This window comes from Paraburkholderia agricolaris (assembly GCF_009455635.1).
GTDB classification, from domain to species: domain Bacteria; phylum Pseudomonadota; class Gammaproteobacteria; order Burkholderiales; family Burkholderiaceae; genus Paraburkholderia; species Paraburkholderia agricolaris.
Window position 1 is genome coordinate 2674126 of the sequence record NZ_QPER01000001.1, and the last position, 14145, is coordinate 2688270.

The 14145-nt window shown below is 63.0% G+C and carries 17 protein-coding genes and 1 tRNA gene; 10 read left to right on the forward strand and 8 right to left on the reverse strand.

Annotated elements, in window-relative coordinates:
• Window positions 1–5: 5 nt before the first annotated feature.
• Both GH665_RS11790 and GH665_RS11795 read right to left on the reverse strand, forming a co-directional pair.
• The gene (locus GH665_RS11790) at window positions 6–1142 is read right to left on the reverse strand and encodes an enoyl-CoA hydratase/isomerase family protein (RefSeq protein WP_153136004.1); all 1137 of its coding nucleotides are present in this window, start codon (window positions 1140–1142) and stop codon (window positions 6–8) included.
• A gap of 46 nt (window positions 1143–1188) precedes the next feature.
• On the reverse strand, window positions 1189–2088 hold the full coding sequence (locus GH665_RS11795; protein ID WP_153138397.1) for a TetR/AcrR family transcriptional regulator: 900 nt from the start codon (window positions 2086–2088) through the stop codon (window positions 1189–1191).
• Window positions 2089–2222: 134 nt separating this feature from the next.
• On the opposite strand from GH665_RS11795, the gene GH665_RS11800 reads away from it, so the two are divergent.
• Window positions 2223–3233: an NAD-dependent epimerase/dehydratase family protein gene (locus GH665_RS11800; protein ID WP_153136005.1), complete on the forward strand. Its 1011-nt coding sequence runs from the start codon at window positions 2223–2225 to the stop codon at window positions 3231–3233.
• A gap of 67 nt (window positions 3234–3300) precedes the next feature.
• Here GH665_RS11800 and GH665_RS11805 read toward each other — a convergent pair whose 3' ends face one another.
• On the reverse strand, window positions 3301–3585 hold the full coding sequence (locus GH665_RS11805; protein WP_028198171.1) for a DUF1488 family protein: 285 nt from the start codon (window positions 3583–3585) through the stop codon (window positions 3301–3303).
• Between the two features lie 265 nt (window positions 3586–3850).
• On the opposite strand from GH665_RS11805, the gene GH665_RS11810 reads away from it, so the two are divergent.
• Entirely contained in the window at window positions 3851–4042 is a 192-nt protein-coding gene (locus tag GH665_RS11810; RefSeq protein ID WP_153136006.1) for a hypothetical protein, read from the forward strand.
• 67 nt (window positions 4043–4109) lie between these two features.
• The gene (locus tag GH665_RS11815; protein WP_153136007.1) at window positions 4110–4493 is read left to right on the forward strand and encodes a hypothetical protein; all 384 of its coding nucleotides are present in this window, start codon (window positions 4110–4112) and stop codon (window positions 4491–4493) included.
• 29 nt (window positions 4494–4522) lie between these two features.
• Here the strand turns inward: GH665_RS11815 and GH665_RS11820 are convergent, their stop codons facing one another.
• Together GH665_RS11820 and GH665_RS11825 are read right to left on the reverse strand one after the other, a co-directional pair.
• Window positions 4523–4855, reverse strand: a complete 333-nt coding sequence (locus GH665_RS11820; protein ID WP_404935683.1) for a DMT family transporter — start codon at window positions 4853–4855, stop codon at window positions 4523–4525.
• Window positions 4856–4865: 10 nt separating this feature from the next.
• Window positions 4866–5363, reverse strand: coding sequence for a heme-degrading domain-containing protein (locus GH665_RS11825; protein WP_153136008.1), 498 nt, complete (start codon window positions 5361–5363; stop codon window positions 4866–4868).
• Window positions 5364–5635: 272 nt separating this feature from the next.
• On the opposite strand from GH665_RS11825, the gene GH665_RS11830 reads away from it, so the two are divergent.
• The 7 genes from GH665_RS11830 to GH665_RS11860 all read left to right on the forward strand — a co-directional run bounded on the left by GH665_RS11830 (window position 5636) and on the right by GH665_RS11860 (window position 11017).
• Window positions 5636–5712: transfer RNA gene (locus tag GH665_RS11830), tRNA-Met, on the forward strand.
• Between the two features lie 299 nt (window positions 5713–6011).
• The gene (locus GH665_RS11835; protein WP_120343991.1) at window positions 6012–6557 is read left to right on the forward strand and encodes an NUDIX hydrolase; all 546 of its coding nucleotides are present in this window, start codon (window positions 6012–6014) and stop codon (window positions 6555–6557) included.
• Window positions 6558–6566: 9 nt separating this feature from the next.
• Window positions 6567–7304 carry a leucyl/phenylalanyl-tRNA--protein transferase gene (gene aat, locus GH665_RS11840; protein ID WP_153136009.1) on the forward strand — a complete coding sequence of 246 codons (738 nt, stop codon included), beginning with the start codon at window positions 6567–6569 and terminating at the stop codon, window positions 7302–7304.
• Window positions 7305–7420: 116 nt separating this feature from the next.
• Window positions 7421–8242, forward strand: a complete 822-nt coding sequence (locus GH665_RS11845) for an arginyltransferase (RefSeq protein ID WP_153136010.1) — start codon at window positions 7421–7423, stop codon at window positions 8240–8242.
• A 165-nt stretch (window positions 8243–8407) separates the two neighbouring features.
• Window positions 8408–9385 (forward strand): quinone-dependent dihydroorotate dehydrogenase, encoded by a 978-nt coding sequence (locus tag GH665_RS11850; protein WP_246216287.1) that lies wholly within the window; start codon window positions 8408–8410, stop codon window positions 9383–9385.
• A gap of 96 nt (window positions 9386–9481) precedes the next feature.
• Entirely contained in the window at window positions 9482–10276 is a 795-nt protein-coding gene (locus tag GH665_RS11855; protein WP_144195514.1) for a cystine ABC transporter substrate-binding protein, read from the forward strand.
• A gap of 81 nt (window positions 10277–10357) precedes the next feature.
• On the forward strand, window positions 10358–11017 hold the full coding sequence (locus GH665_RS11860) for an amino acid ABC transporter permease (protein WP_028198161.1): 660 nt from the start codon (window positions 10358–10360) through the stop codon (window positions 11015–11017).
• Window positions 11018–11057: 40 nt separating this feature from the next.
• Here GH665_RS11860 and lepB read toward each other — a convergent pair whose 3' ends face one another.
• The 3 genes from lepB to GH665_RS11875 form a co-directional block, all read right to left on the reverse strand.
• Window positions 11058–11756, reverse strand: coding sequence for a signal peptidase I (gene lepB, locus GH665_RS11865; protein WP_046569579.1), 699 nt, complete (start codon window positions 11754–11756; stop codon window positions 11058–11060).
• 116 nt (window positions 11757–11872) lie between these two features.
• Entirely contained in the window at window positions 11873–12871 is a 999-nt protein-coding gene (locus GH665_RS11870; RefSeq protein WP_153136012.1) for a Gfo/Idh/MocA family protein, read from the reverse strand.
• A gap of 159 nt (window positions 12872–13030) precedes the next feature.
• Window positions 13031–13750, reverse strand: coding sequence for a FadR/GntR family transcriptional regulator (locus GH665_RS11875; protein ID WP_153136013.1), 720 nt, complete (start codon window positions 13748–13750; stop codon window positions 13031–13033).
• Window positions 13751–14145: the final 395 nt, after the last annotated feature.

Consider the following 14145-nt stretch of genomic DNA (forward strand, 5'->3'; position numbering starts at 1 on the left):
TCTGCTCAGGACCGTAGATCGCGCAACGGGTGCTCGTTGGCCGGCCAAGGGCTTTCGAACATCTTCGCCACCTCGGCGGCGTTCACGTCTTCAATGCGCGCAAAACGCCAGCGCGGCGCGTTGTCCTTGTCGATAATGCGCGCGCGAATCCCCTCGATCGTGTCGCCCTGCGCGAAGCTCGTGCGCGTCAGATCGAGATCGCCGCGCAACACGTCCGCCATCGAACCCTCGGCACGCGTCACCACTTCCAGCGACACCGCCATCGACAACGGCGAACGTTCGCGCAACACGGCGATCGTCTGCTCGGCCCAATCGGCGGCCTCGCCACCCTGCTCGCGCCCCCGCTCCAGCGAAGCGAGAATCTGCACTACGTCGGGCAGCGCGAAATGCCGGTCGATCAACCCACGTGTGCTCGCGAGCGGTGCGGCATCGGGCTCCGGCACGACCTGATGCGCGGCGGTCTCGCGTTCGATGCACGCCACCACGTCCGCGCCACGTTCGAACAGTTCAGTACGCAGCGTATCGACTAGCGCGGGCAAGGCCGAGTCTTCGATATAGGTGTCGGCGAGGCCTGCGTAGAGTGCATCGGCTGCGCCAATCGTCTCGCCGGTGACCGCCAGATAACGGCCGAGCGCACCCGGCGTGCGCGCCAGAAACCAGCTTGCGCCGACATCGGGAAAGAGTCCGATACGGGTCTCGGGCATCGCCATCTTCGTCGAGTCCGTCACCACCCGCAGGCCGCCGGTACGATGCGCACCTTGCGAAATCCCCATGCCACCGCCCATTACTACGCCGTTCATCAACGCAATGTACGGTTTCGGGTAGGTGAAGATCGCGTGATTGAGCCGGTATTCCTCGATGAAAAACGTGTCGCGCGCGTCCTGCTCGCCGCGCTGCGCCGACTCGTACAGGAAGCGGATATCGCCGCCCGCGCAGAACGCGCGTGGATGCGCGCTGCGCACCACCACGGCCAGCACGTCGGGATCTTCGCGCCACTGGTCGAGCGCCGCGTGCATCGCGCGGATCATGCCGGTGGACAGCGCGTTGAGCGCTTTCGGCCTTTCCAGTTCGATGAAACCGATGCGGTTGGCTACGTAAGTCGCGACTTCGTCGCTGACGGCGGGCGAGGTGGAAATGGACATGGAGAGCTAAGCGCGATGGCGCGAAATGAACCGGAACTGAACGTTATCACGCCCTCGCGGCTTTAGGCCTGGTGGCGGGCTGGGTCCCGGCGTTGCCGGCGACCTCCACGGCCGATTCAGACGGCGCTTCAGCAGACTTCTTTTTACGCGGGCGGGCAGCGCTCATGGCGCCTTGCGGCTGCCCTGCCTGCTGCGTCCCCAGCCAGGCATCGAGTGCGATACCCACCACGGTATCCAGCGGCGCAGTCGGGAACACGGGACATGTCAGGTTGAGCGCGACGATGCCGTGCAGGGTCGCCCAGAACGCCTCCGCCCACACCCCCACCTCCATCGATGCGGGCAAGCGCCCCGCCGCTTTCAATTCTTCGATCGCGGAGATCATCACGTACAAGGCAGCAGCATCCGGGTCGTCTGGCTCGTCTGGTTTGGCAGGCTCGACACTCGCCCCGGCCGCGTTGCCGGGCGCAGCAGAAGCCACGGCCGGCGTTTCTGCCGCCGCGCTCTCCACCGTCTCGCCCGACGCGCCCGCCTGCGCGGCACCAGCCACCGGAGCACCGGCCAGCACAGCGGCCGCGCCGCCCAGCGCCGCGCCCGTGTAGCTCGGGTCTTCCATGAAGATCAGACGATAGGTTTCCGGATGCGCGACACCGAAGGCCACATAAGCCCGCCCGATCGCCTTCAACCGCGCGGTCGGATCGGCAATCTGCGCCAGCGGCACGAAGGTCTCCAGCAACTGCGCATAGCCTTCCGCGCACAACGCCCGTGCGATCTCATCGCGGCTTGCGAAGTGAAGGTACAGCGTGGCGGGCGAATACTCGATGGCGTCGGCAATCTTGCGCATGGACAGCGCGGCAAAGCCTTCGCGCATCACGATGCGCCGTGCTGCATCGAGGATGCGCTCGCGTAGCGCCTGTTTCTGACGGTTTTTTCGTTCGGCGATTCCCATGACGAACATTTTCAGGTTGACAAACTGAAAAGTCAAATTAAACTGAACACCGTTTACTGAACAGTGTTCATTAAATTCTCATCAATCAGTCAACATTATCCTGGCGCGATAAGGCGCCACTTTCAGGAGTCGCCATGCAAGCCATAGGAAAAGTCGGTTTATTCGGTGCCGCCGGCGCGGCAGGTCAAATCATCGCTGCCGCGCTTAGCGCGGCGGGCCGGGATTACCGGGTGGTCGGCCGCTCGCGCGCCCCGCTCGAAGCGGCCTTCGGTCACGACCCGCATGCGGAAATCGTCACGTGGAATCCAGATGAGCCGGCTTCGATCAGCGCCGCGGCTGCCGGTTTGCAGACTGTGATCTACCTGGTGGGCGTGCCCTACGACCGGTTCGCCGAGCATCCGCCGCTCATGGAAAAAACGCTCGCCGGTGTGACGGCAGCGGGTGTCGAGCGCCTCATTCTGATCGGTACCGTGTACCCGTACGGCCGTGCGCGTGGCAATCCGATCAGCGAAGATCATCCGCGTGAGCCCCACACGTTCAAGGGCAAGATGCGGCTCGAGCAGGAGAAGCTGGTGCTGGCGGCGCATGGCCGCGCCAGCGGGTCGGGCCGCCTGTCGACACTGGTGCTGCGGCTGCCGGATTTCTACGGTCCCGGCATCGAACGTAGTCTGATCAATGGCGTATTCGAGGCGGCGGCGCGGGGCAAGCGCGCACAGATGATCGGACCAGTGGATGTGCCGCACGAATTCATCTACCTGCCGGATATCGGACCGGTGGTCGAGACACTTACGCGCACGGCCGACGCATACGGCCGCTGGTGGCATCTGGCCGGCACGGGCACGATCACGCAGCGTGAAGTGGCGAGACAGGCCTACGCGCTGGCCGGCCGCGAGCCGAAGCTGATGGTCGCCGGTAAGACCATGCTGCGCATGCTCGGTCTTTTCAATCCGCTGATGCGCGAACTGGTGGAGATGAATTACCTGATGACCGAGCCGGTTGTGCTGGACGACACCGCGTTGATGAAGCTGATCGGCCCGGTCAGAAAAACCTCATACGAGGACGGTATCCGCCGTTGTTTCGATGCCGCGCGGAAAGCGGCATCGGCGAGTGCGGGAACGCAGCGGGACTCCGCGACAACGGCTTGACCGTGGATGGGTTTCGCAAGCGCGGGGGATTGATGCCCGTTATCCACGCAGCAGCGAATAAACCGGATCAGCCCGCCACGTTGCCGGGCGGAAAATGGCCGCTCCTGAGCAGCACGGGCGTGCCGTTGCTGATCTGCAAATGCTCGCGCGCAACTGCCTCGATGCGCGGACGCCCGGCATCGAACGCGCGCATCCAGCCCTCGAGATCCTCCGGGTACGCGCCGAAGTGATCCTCGAGCGCCTCGACCGAGATCGCGCACGGCACCGGTTCGCCGTCCACGAGCGCGGGAAACACGACGGTCAGATTGGAGTCGCGGTAAGCAGGCGCATCCGCGGGAAACTGAATTTCCATGGTCGCCTCATCAGAAATATCCGGCAGAAAAGAGCGAAGGTGAAAACCGTCCGCCCCCGGACATGCCCGTTATGGTACTCGCGCGGCTGGACCACGGTCCAGCGCCCTTCCCCCTTTTTGTCCGATGCCGCGTGCGCCGGAGCGATCGGTTCCACATGCGAATCGCTATGCGGATTGCACTTGTGCCGCCTACCTCGGTCGAACTTGCTGACCGGCACGATCCGTGCTGACGCAGTGACGCCATTTCGAGGTCAATGAGCGCAATATGGGAAAATATTTTCTGCAGAACCACGAATTGCCTGAGCCGGACGCGGCAACCAGATGGTTTGCTTACGCCGAAAGCCACGGCATCGACATTCCGAAAGCCATTAGCATCTGGGAAGACGCGGCAACCGAAAGCGGCACGGAAAGCCGCCAGATGGTTGGCGCGGCGGGCATCACAATCGAAACGCCTTAGCCCTGCGCAAGGGTACACGTCCAGCGTGTGGCGAGCCTCGATACCTATTTGAAAGGAAAACATCACGATGCATTTCATGACGCAACTGCGCCGCTCCGGCCGCCTCCGACCGGGCCGCACCGCGCTTGCTCTGGTCCGCAACGCGTCCCTGTTTGCCGCCCTGCCCGCCGCTGTGCTGTTCGGCGCGGGTTTGAGCGGCTGCGCATCGTCGAACACCACCTCGCTGATCAATCTGCCGAACGGCCAGACCGGCTTTGCGGTGAACTGCAGCGGTGCCGACGCGGCTTCCAGTTGGGCCTCCTGCTACGTGCAGGCCGGCAAGGCATGTGGCGCGACCGGCTACGACATCGTGTCGAAAGACAACGACGAAGGCGGCGCTGCGGGCGGCAGCATCACGAACGTCGTCTCGGCTAACGTGAAAAACCGCTCGATGATCGTGCGCTGCAAATAACGCACTGAGCGCATGCTCGGGGCGTGTGATCAGTGCGCCTGCATCTTCGAGAAGATGTTCAGCACGGCGACCCCGGCAATGATCAGCCCGAGTCCGATGATGGCCGGCACGTCCGGCACTTGCCGGTACAACACGACCGCAACCAGGGTAATCAGCACGATGCCGGCGCCGGACCACACCGCGTAGACAATGCCCACCGGAATACTCTTCAGCGTGAGCGACAGGCAATAGAACGCGATGCCGTAACCGATCACCACGACCGCTGAGGGCAATAGCCGCGAGAAACCTTCCGACGCCCGCATGGCAGACGTCGCAATCACTTCGGCGACGATCGCAATCGCGAGCAATGCATAAGGGGGCATCCGCATCGCTTCAGGCCTTTGCAAGCGCGAGCTTGCTGTAGTCGTGACCGAGGTGGGCACACAGCGCCTCCACCACCAGTTCGTGATCCGCACGCTGCGGCAGGCCGGATACCGTGATCGAGCCGATCACACCGGCGCCCGTTACCGTTAATGGAAACGCGCCGCCATGCGACGCATATTCCGTGGCCGGCAACGCGTGCTTGTCGGCGAGCGTGCTGCCCGACTGCTGCATCTTCAAACCAATCGCGTATGAACTGCGCCGAAAATGCGCGACGGTGTTGCCCTTGCGGCGCGCCCAGTCGACATTGTCCGGCGTTGCGCCATCGAGCAAGCTGAAGAACAGCGGCTGGCCGAACGTGCGCACGTCGATGGCGGCGGCAATGCCGCGGGCCTTGGCAAGCTCGTGCAGAAATGCGCCGATCTGCCACGCGCGGTCGGCATCGAATTGCGGGAACACCAGCGCGTGTTCCTGGGCGGCAATCACCTGTAGATCGTGAGCGATATCCATGGCGTTCAGAGCAAGGTAAGAGGTGAGACGCGGGCCGTTGTAGATGCACTCCACATCCCGGCGCCGCGCGGAGAACCTGGATTCTAGCGCAGCGCCTTACGAGAGCCTTCTGGTATGCGACACCGGCAATGCGCGTGGCGACGCGAGAGCGTGCCGCGCCAGCAACGCTACGCCGCATTGGCAAGTGACGCGGCGTAGCGCGCATTGAAGCCGGTTCTTAAATAGCTATTGCGTGAGCTGCTGCTTTGTTCTATAATCTTTTCTTCGACGGACGCGGGGTGGAGCAGTCTGGCAGCTCGTCGGGCTCATAACCCGAAGGTCGTAGGTTCAAATCCTACCCCCGCAACCAAGCAGTATTTAGCTGGTTCGAAACGTCGAAACAACATCAAAGGCTTGCCCAACCGGCAGGCCTTTTTTGTTTTCAGCCTCTCCTTCCCAGCGTCCGGGCGAGCACCGCGCCTCATTGATCCGGACTCCAAACATATCCACTTTCTTTCGCAACGTAGCGCTTGGCACGCGCGCCGGCGAGATGCCTCCGAGCGGTGGAATATCGCCGCGCCGAACCCACCGGCGCACCCCGCCATGCCTCGCTCCCGGCAAAGCGCGCCCCAGTGATAAACTCCCATCACTCTTTCTCGTCCCCTTCCTATGAAATTCTGTTCTGTCTGCGGCCACGGCGTCAGCCTGAGCATTCCGCCGGGCGACAACCGCGAGCGCTTCGTATGCGGCAGTTGCGGCACGGTGCACTATCAGAATCCGCGCAACGTGGTCGGCACCGTTCCGGTCTGGGACGACAAAGTGCTGCTGTGCCGTCGCGCGATCGAGCCGCGCTATGGCTACTGGACGCTGCCGGCAGGCTTCATGGAAATGGGCGAAACCACCGCCGAAGCCGCTTCGCGCGAGACGCTGGAGGAAGCCGGCGCGCGCGTCGAGGTGCAGAACCTGTTTTCGCTGCTGAACGTGCCGCACGTGCATCAGGTGCACCTGTTCTATATGGCGCGCCTGCTCGACCTCGACATCGAGGCCGGAGAGGAAAGCCTCGAAGTGAAACTCTTCGAGGAACACGAGATTCCGTGGGACGAGATCGCCTTCCCGACCGTCGGCCAGACCTTGCGCTTCTTTTTCGCTGACCGTGCCGCCGGCAGCTTCGGCCTGCATACGGGCGACATTTTCCGCTCGCTGCGCGAAGGTTGAGCGGCGCGCATGGTTCCCTGGCTCGGACCTGACGATCCGTTTCCCTCCGTCGAGCGCGCGCTCGGCGCGGCAAGCGGCGCACCCGGCCTGCTCGCCGCCAGCGGCGACCTGCTGCCGTCGCGGCTGATCGACGCCTATCGGCGCGGCATCTTCCCGTGGTACTCGGACGGCCAGCCGGTCTTGTGGTGGAGTCCCGATCCACGCATGATCCTGCGTCCCGCCGAATTCAAGGTGTCGCCGTCGCTACGCAAGACGCTCAAACGCGTGCTGCGCGAGGACAGCTGGGAAATCCGCGTCGACCATGATTTCGCCGCCGTGATGCGCGCCTGTGCGCAGGCGCCGCGGCGCGGCCAGCGCGGCACCTGGATCACAGCCGACGTGGTCGAGGCCTACTCGTCGCTGCACCGGGTGGGCGATGCGCACAGTATCGAAACCTGGTTCGAAGGCAGGCGCGTAGGCGGTTTGTATGGGGTCTCGTTCGGCCGGATGTTCTTCGGCGAATCGATGTTCGCGGAGGTTACCGATGCGTCGAAAATGGCGCTCGCCGCGCTCGTCGGACACTTGCGCCGTCACGAAATAGAAATGATAGACTGCCAGCAGAACACGTCGCATCTGGCGTCGCTTGGCGGCCGCGAGATAGCGCGCAAAGCGTTCATCGCGCATGTTCGCGCGTCTGTCGATGCACCGCCGATTCCCTGGCGGTTCGACAAGACCGTCTTGCGCGATGTCGTCGCGCCGCCGGCGTAGAAAGAATCAGGCCGAATCCGGATCCGTCGCCTACCGAGCCGCGGGTCACGAGCCGCGGGTTGAAATCCGCAAGGCGCCGGGTTTGCAATACCAGAGACGCTTCGAGAGCTGCCAACGTGACTCATCCCAACGAGCTGCCTCTTTCGCCGCTTTCCGCGCTGCAATTTTATGCAACGGCGCCCTATCCCTGCAGCTATCTGGATGGACGCATCGCGCGCTCGCAAGTCGCCACCCCCAGCCATTTGATCAATTCCGACGTCTATACCGACCTCGTCAAAGCCGGCTTCCGCCGCTCGGGTGTGTTCACCTACCGCCCGTATTGCGACGGCTGCCGCGCCTGCGTGCCGGTGCGCGTGCCGGTCGACAGTTACGTGGCGAACCGAACCCAGCGCCGGATCTGGAAAAAACACGGCGAACTGATCGCGACGGTGGCCCCGCTGCATTACGACGAAGAGCACTATGCGCTTTACATGCGCTATCAGTCGGCACGGCATGCCGGCGGCGGCATGGACCGCGACAGTCGCGACCAGTACGAACAGTTCCTGCTGCAGAGCCGGATCAACTCGCGGCTGGTCGAGTTTCGCGAGCCTTTGCCGGATCATCCGGACGCGCCGGGCATTCTGCGCATGATCAGCATGATCGACATCCTGGGCGACGGGCTCTCGTCGGTCTATACGTTTTTCGAACCGGGTCTGCCGCACACCAGTTTCGGCACCTACAACATCTACTGGCAGATCGAACAGGCGAAGAGCCTCAAGCTGCCCTACGTGTACCTCGGCTACTGGATTCGCGAGAGTCCGAAGATGGCGTACAAGGCCAATTTCCGGCCGCTCGAAGGCTTGATCGACGGCGCGTGGAAAGTGCTCGATCCCGCCAGCATCGATCTGCCGCCGGTCGATCTGGCGATTCACGGCCGGCGCGGGCCGCTGCGGCCGTAGTCACGGCGGGCGGGCGGTTCCAAAGGTTCGCGCCTGCGCGTCTCGGCCCATTGGTCTCATTAATGCGTTAAAGCCGGTAAAATGGCGGGTTCCCATTTTCCGGCCACCCGGCTTCGTCCCGTGTTCAGTTCCCTCTACCCGCTCGTACGCGCCCAACTCTTTCGCATGGACGCGGAAGACGCTCACCACCTGACTTTGCGCATACTTGGCGCCGCCGGCCGCACCGGCCTTGCCGGCGCGCTCGCGCCACGCGTGCCGGACGCGCCGCGCACCGTGATGGGGCTGACGTTCAGGAATCCGGTCGGGCTCGCCGCCGGGCTCGACAAGGACGGCGCGTGCATCGACGGTCTGGCGGCGCTCGGCTTCGGCTTCATCGAGGTCGGCACGGTCACGCCGCGCGCACAGCCGGGCAATCCGCGCCCGCGCATGTTCCGCCTGCCGCAGGCGAATGCCGTGATCAACCGGATGGGCTTCAACAATGCGGGCGTCGACCAGTTCGTCAAGAACGTGCAGGCCGCGCGCTATCGCGGCATCCTGGGGTTGAACATCGGCAAGAACGCCGACACGCCGATCGAGCGCGCCGCCGAAGACTATCTGTACTGCCTCGAACGCGTGTACCCGTTCGCGAGCTATGTGACGGTCAACATTTCGTCGCCGAATACGAAAAATCTGCGCCAGTTGCAAGGCGCGGGCGAACTCGACGCGCTGCTCGCGGCGCTCAAGGACAAGCAGCAGCGTCTGGCCGACATGCACGGCAAGCTGGTGCCGCTCGCGTTGAAGATCGCGCCGGACCTCGACGACGAGCAGATCAAATCGATCGGCGACACGCTGTTGCGCCACAAATTCGAAGGCGTGATCGCCACCAACACCACCTTGTCGCGCACCGCCGTCACCGGCATGCAATACGGCGACGAGGCCGGCGGCCTGTCGGGCAAGCCGGTATTCGACGCGTCCAACGAAGTGATCCGCAAGCTGCGCGCCGAAGTCGGCGAGACGGTGCCGATCATCGGCGTGGGCGGGATTTTCTCGGGCGAGGATGCGCGCGCGAAGCTGGCTGCGGGCGCTTCGCTGGTCCAGCTCTATACCGGCTTCATCTATCGCGGACCGGCGCTGGTGGCTGAGTGCGCGCAGGCACTGCGTTAAAGCCATATAGATATAAACAAACGATATTTGAATTTCGATAGTCTGTTTTGTTATGCTTTTGTCTGTTAAAACACCAGACGTACAGAAAGGAACACGATGAAATTTGGCTTGCTGAAGAAGATGCTCGTTGCCGGCCTGATCGGCGCGTCGTTCACGGCTGTGACCGCCCATGCGGACGACCTGCTCGACCAGGTCAAGCAGCGCGGCACGCTGCGCATCGGTCTGGAGGGCACCTTCCCGCCGTTCAATTCGAAAGCGCCGTCGGGCGAACTGGTCGGCTATGACGTGGACATCGCCAAAGCGGTCGCCGCCAGGCTCGGCGTGAAGCCGGAGTTCGTCACGACCGAGTGGAGCGGCATCATCGCCGGTCTGCAGGCCAACAAGTTCGACGTGATCGTCAACCAGGTCGGCATCACCGACGCCCGCAAGCAGGTGCTCGATTTCTCGCCGGCTTACACGTACTCGGCCGCGCAACTGATCCAGCGTAAGGACGACACGCGCCAGTTCAAATCGCTCGACGATCTGAAGGGCAAGAAGCTCGGCGTCGGTCTGGGTACGAACTACATGGACATGGCGAAATCGGTGCCGGGAATCGACGTGAAGACGTATCCGGGCGCGCCTGAATATCTGCGCGATCTGGCCGCCGGCCGTCTGGACGCGGCGCTGAACGACCGCCTGATGCTCGCGTATCTGATGAAGAACTCGCAATTGCCGCTGCGCACCGGCGCCACGCTCGGCGCGGGCAACCCGTCGGGCATTCCATTCAAAAAGGGCAATCCGAAGTTCGCCAAGGCGATCGACGACGCGATGGCCCAGCTCGAAGCAGACGGCACGTTCTCGAAGATCTCGGACAAATGGTTCGGCATCGACGTCAGCAAGCCGATCAAGTAACGCACGCCAGATGAAACGAAGGGCGGCATCGTCGGCGATGCCGCCCTTCATTTCTTTGCGCGCCAACCCAGGCAATCGCTCATGTCCACCACTTCCCTGCTCGTCCAATCGCTTCCTGTGCTTGCACAGGGCGCCATCCTGACGGTCAAGTTCGCGGTTCTGTCGATGATCTTCGGCCTGCTGGCCGGCGCCTTGCTCGCGGTGATGGGCATCAGCCACAACCGCGTGCTGAACTGGATCGCGCGCGTGTATGTCAGCCTGTTCCGCGGCACGCCGCTGCTGGTGCAGATTTTCGTGATCTATTACGGCTTGCCGAGTCTCGGCATATCGCTCGACCCCACCCCTGCGGGCGTGATCGCATTGTCGGCGAACGTGGCGGCGTATCTGTCGGAGAGCATGCGCGGCGCGATTCTCGGCATTCCCAGCGGCCAGTGGCTAGCCGCCTATAGTCTCGGACTCTCGCGACGCCAGACGCTGCGCTATGTGATCGCACCGCAGGCCTTGCGCATCGCCGTGCCGAGTCTGTCGAACAGCCTGATCAGCCTTATCAAGGACACCTCGCTGGTATCGGTGATTACGGTGACCGAACTGCTGCGCAGCGCGCAGGAGGTCATCGCGTCGACCTATCAGCCGCTGCCGCTGTATCTCGCGGCAGCCGCGGTCTACTGGGTGCTGTGCCAGGTGCTCGAATGGGTGCAGCACTGGTACGAAAAGCGCCTGGCGCTGCCGTCGCGCCACTGAGTCGCTGAGCCACCAGGCCACTGAATCGGCCGCCGTCAACCTAACGGCTGGCAGTGAGCGATGCCGCATCCAGCGGCGCGCCGAAACGCTCGAAGCGCGGTTTGTAGTAGTGATCCGGGTCGAGCGAAAACGCGACGTGACGCGTGCGGCCCATCAGTTCCTTGCGCGGAAAGAAGCCGAAGTAACGCGAGTCGGCGCTGTCGTCGCGATTGTCGCCGAGCATCAGATATTCGCCCTGCGGCACGATCACCGGCCCGAACGAACTACGCGGACTCGGCGCGTCAGGCGCAAGCCGTACCGTATGCACAACGCCGTCGAAGCGCTCGGTCAGATAGTCGCCTCGCGAAGCCGCATCGCCCGGCAGCGGTTTGAGTTTCAACGGCTGATAATCCGCACGCACGCCGTTCACGTACAGCACGTTGTCGCGCATCGCGATACTGTCGCCGGGCAAGCCGATCAGACGCTTCACGATCAACTCATGCGCGGCCGACGAATCGATCGTGACGATATCGCCGCGCTGCGGATCGTGCAGATGCGCGATCGTGATGTGGGTGAGCGGCACGCGCAGATCGTAGGCCATCTTGTCGACGAAGATCCGGTCGCCTTCGCGGATGGTCGGCAACATCGAACCACTCGGCACGACGTTCCAGTCGGCCACGGCGCTGCGGAATAGCACCATCAGGAACAGAAAGGCGACAAGGCTTTTGTTGTCGCGCCACAGTTTTCCAAGCATGCGCATCGCAGGCGGCTCCGGTGGAAGGTGATCGAAAGCGGTAGGTATGCGGGCCCTTTTTATTCGAGTCCGCATCCGTGCAAATCGTACCATCGCCGCCAAAAGCAACGCGGCGACAGCCTTCACTCTCCCGCGAACTTGAGCCCGAGCGCGGCGCGCGCCGCGTCAGCCATTTCGATCATCTGCAGCGACTTTGCGTGTGGCATCACCGGGCTCTCCAACTGTCCCGCTCGAATCAGCTCGCAGAAATGCGCGGTCTCGTAGTTCAGACCGCCGCCCTCGAACGGTTCATCGAGTTCGACCACGCGGCCATCGGCGTAGCGGATCGTGGCGCGCGCCGGATTCCACCAAGGCTCGTGAATCGTGACATGGCCGCCTTTGGCCATCAGCAACGCGTCGCCCTTGCCGTGCAGATCGAGTCCGCAAAACAATTGGGCAATGCCACGCTCATGCTGGCTGTTCAGGCTCGCGAACGTATCGACGCCGGTCGAGCCGAGCCGCCCGAGCGTTTGCACCTCACGCGGCGCGCCGAGCCAGTCGACCGCGAGAAACATCTCGTACACGCCGATATCGAGCAGTGCGCCGCCGGCATGCTCGAACGACATCGACGGATGATCGTCCGGCACGCCCGGTACCGAACAACCGGCGCGCACGAGGCCGACCTCGCCGATCGGATCGGTCTCCAGATGCGCGCGCAGCGTTCTGTAGAGAGGATAAAACGGCGGCTTCATGGCTTCCATGAAAAGCCGTTGTTCGGCACGCGCGATATCGAGTACGCGCTCGAGTTGCGGCTTGTTGATGGTGGCGGGTTTTTCGCACAACACGTGAAGGCCGGCTTGCAGCGCGGCGATCGCGTAGTCGGCGTGACTGTCCTGGACGGTGGCGATATAGAGCGCGTCGATACCACTTGCGAGCAGTGCGTCGAAACTCGCGCACACTTCGCCGCCGAATTCTTCGGCGAAGGCCAGCGCGGGTTCTGCACGACGTGACCACAGCGCGGTCAGTTGCGCCTGCGGCACGTGGGTGAGTCCAACAGCGAAGCGACGGGCAATGCGGCCCGTCCCAACGATTCCCCAGCGAATCATGGCGCCCGGGGAGGTTTCCTGCATGGCGATTGTCATCGTTCCTTCGAGTCCGTGCGGTTCAGAGCAGGCGCTATTGTGACGCAAGCCGCGCGTGCATGCGCGGGTATGCGGCCGCACTGCTCATGAAGCCGGCGTTCCCGAAAAACGATCTGGGCCGCTCCCGCAGCGGCCGGGTCCAGCCACGCCTGACTACACTCAGCCGCGCTCCGACGGTTCCGAAGTGAGCTTGTTGCCGATCTCTTCAGTGGCGTAATCGATCATTGCCAGCGAGGCGATTTCCGCTTCCTTCGGATCGCGCCGCTCGATCGCTTCGAGCACGCGTTGATGCGTGCTCACCGCCCTCTCCCACAAACCGTCCTTTTGATTGACGATCGGATTGACGGTCGAGAGCGCGCCGCGAATGATCGCCGCCATCTGTTTGAAGAACTGATTGCCGCTCGCCACCATGATGCGCGCGTGGAACAGTTCATCGGCGGCCTGATAACTCGACTCGCCTGGTTGGATCGCGCGGAACGCCTCGAACGCCTCGCGAATCGCCGCGATGTCGGCGGCACTGCCGCGCGCGGCCGCCTGCGCCGAAGCGCGTGGTTCGATCAGGATGCGAAACTCGATCACGTCGCGTAGAAACAGCGGATCGGGCTTCGCGCGAAAACGCCAGTTCACGACGTCCTCGTCGATCATGCGCCAGTCGCTCATCGGCCGGATGCGCGTGCCGATCTTCGGCCGCACGTCCAGCATGTCGCGCGCGAGCAGCATCGACAGCGCCTCGCGCATGACGGTGCGGCTGACGTCGAACTCCTTTGACAGCACATCCTGCGGTGGCAGGATGGCGCCATACTTCTCTTCGACAATACCGGTCACAAGTCCGTCCATGACCTTGCTGACCAGCGATCGATCCTTGTTTGCCTGTTCCATGACCCTCTCTCCCCGAAGCGGTGTTTGCCCCCGCGTAGCCCTGTTGATCAACCGGCCCTGGTGTGTCGTTGTATCGATGCGTAATGGTTCTTTTACGATACGTTGCTAGCATCAAAACGGTTGCGCCAGTTGGGAAACGTCCTGAGAGGGTTATCCCTCTGAAGAATTGTTTCGTCCTTGTAACGCCGCATGTTTTGACGGGCCAAAAGCTTGCGTCTCAAGCGTGCCTGCGTTGCAAAATTTGCATAGTGCGAAGACGCACGTAGTGGACCGAATTGTCTGATCGTCATACTTTGCGCGGCATCGGCCACGCACAAAAAATCTGGCGGGACGAGGCCGCCCTTCAGACGTCGAGCGTCGTCGGCCATTGAATGTAATGAACGAGGGCGAATTGA

Bases quoted from the DNA above. Each gene is read 5' to 3' on its own strand.
- GH665_RS11855 (WP_144195514.1), top strand. From the start codon at position 9,482: ATGAAATTTGGCTTGCTGAAGAAGATGCTCGTTGCCGGCCTGATCGGC.
- GH665_RS11870 (WP_153136012.1), bottom strand. From the start codon at position 12,871: ATGACAATCGCCATGCAGGAAACCTCCCCGGGCGCCATGATTCGCTGG.
- GH665_RS11835 (WP_120343991.1), top strand. From the start codon at position 6,012: ATGAAATTCTGTTCTGTCTGCGGCCACGGCGTCAGCCTGAGCATTCCG.
- GH665_RS11850 (WP_246216287.1), top strand. From the start codon at position 8,408: ATGGACGCGGAAGACGCTCACCACCTGACTTTGCGCATACTTGGCGCC.
- GH665_RS11875 (WP_153136013.1), bottom strand. From the start codon at position 13,750: ATGGAACAGGCAAACAAGGATCGATCGCTGGTCAGCAAGGTCATGGAC.
- GH665_RS11860 (WP_028198161.1), top strand. From the start codon at position 10,358: ATGTCCACCACTTCCCTGCTCGTCCAATCGCTTCCTGTGCTTGCACAG.
- GH665_RS11810 (WP_153136006.1), top strand. From the start codon at position 3,851: ATGGGAAAATATTTTCTGCAGAACCACGAATTGCCTGAGCCGGACGCG.
- GH665_RS11825 (WP_153136008.1), bottom strand. From the start codon at position 5,363: ATGGATATCGCTCACGATCTACAGGTGATTGCCGCCCAGGAACACGCG.
- GH665_RS11795 (WP_153138397.1), bottom strand. From the start codon at position 2,088: ATGGGAATCGCCGAACGAAAAAACCGTCAGAAACAGGCGCTACGCGAG.
- GH665_RS11790 (WP_153136004.1), bottom strand. From the start codon at position 1,142: ATGTCCATTTCCACCTCGCCCGCCGTCAGCGACGAAGTCGCGACTTAC.
- GH665_RS11815 (WP_153136007.1), top strand. From the start codon at position 4,110: ATGCATTTCATGACGCAACTGCGCCGCTCCGGCCGCCTCCGACCGGGC.
- GH665_RS11805 (WP_028198171.1), bottom strand. From the start codon at position 3,585: ATGGAAATTCAGTTTCCCGCGGATGCGCCTGCTTACCGCGACTCCAAT.
- aat (WP_153136009.1), top strand. From the start codon at position 6,567: ATGGTTCCCTGGCTCGGACCTGACGATCCGTTTCCCTCCGTCGAGCGC.
- lepB (WP_046569579.1), bottom strand. From the start codon at position 11,756: ATGCGCATGCTTGGAAAACTGTGGCGCGACAACAAAAGCCTTGTCGCC.
- GH665_RS11820 (WP_404935683.1), bottom strand. From the start codon at position 4,855: ATGCCCCCTTATGCATTGCTCGCGATTGCGATCGTCGCCGAAGTGATT.
- GH665_RS11800 (WP_153136005.1), top strand. From the start codon at position 2,223: ATGCAAGCCATAGGAAAAGTCGGTTTATTCGGTGCCGCCGGCGCGGCA.